This window comes from Streptomyces sp. ID05-39B, assembly GCF_033794725.1.
GTDB classification, from domain to species: Bacteria; Actinomycetota; Actinomycetes; order Streptomycetales; family Streptomycetaceae; genus Streptomyces; species Streptomyces bobili.
Genome location: NZ_JARGEF010000542.1, coordinates 1 through 737, shown reverse-complemented (window position 1 = coordinate 737; position 737 = coordinate 1). Strand labels below are relative to the sequence as shown.

General features: G+C 73.0%; 1 protein-coding gene. It reads left to right on the top strand.

Going from position 1 to position 737, the window contains the following annotated elements:
* The first annotated feature begins 272 nt into the window (after positions 1 to 272).
* Positions 273 to 482 carry a hypothetical protein gene (locus tag P1P75_RS41790; RefSeq protein ID WP_319265330.1) on the top strand — a complete coding sequence of 70 codons (210 nt, stop codon included), beginning with the start codon at positions 273 to 275 and terminating at the stop codon, positions 480 to 482.
* Positions 483 to 737 lie beyond the last annotated feature (255 nt).

The following is a 737-nucleotide window of genomic DNA, read 5'->3' as shown; positions in this document are numbered from 1 at the left end:
GGCTCCTCCTGCGCCGCCCAGGCCCCCGGCCCCACGAGCAGCGTCAGCGCCGCCGCCCCGGCCGCGACAGCGACGCGTCCTCCTCTTGCGTACATCAGATGTCTCCCCTGACTGTCTCTCGTCCAGAGCACGTCGTCGCGCCCTGGTCCATCCGGCTCCGAAGAGCGTCGCGCCGACGCCGACGAGCCCCACAGCGCCCCAGCCGAACGCCCCATGCCCCCGCTCCCGGTGGCCGCGAGACTCCCGCCACCCCGGCGGCCGAAGGCGCGGGCGTGGGCACGGGCGTGGGCCACGCGAAAGGCGTGGGCCCGGACGCGGAAGGCGTGGGCCCGGACGACGGCTTCGGCTTCACGAGCCGGAACACCGCCTCGGCCTGGTCAGTGGCCGAGAGCGGAACATGCCGACTGGCCGACTGGAGCTCCCCGCGCACCCGGTACGTCGTCGCCGCGGCCTTCTTCGGGAACCTGCACGTGAACGCGTAGGACAAGGTCTTCCCCGGCGCCAGATCACCCGTGCGATCACAGACGATCACCCCGGGGTCCACCCAGCAGGGGGTACGACGGCATCCCGGTCGGCCAGTAGTCGAAACCGGGGTAGAACTTCACGGTCCCGCTGCCCGAGACTCCGGGCCCGTGATGGTCACCGTGAACGCGGAAGGCGACGCCGATCCGGACGTGTCAGCCCACGCCACCGGCCCCGCGAGCAACCCCTGCGCCGACACCCCCGCCACTCCGACC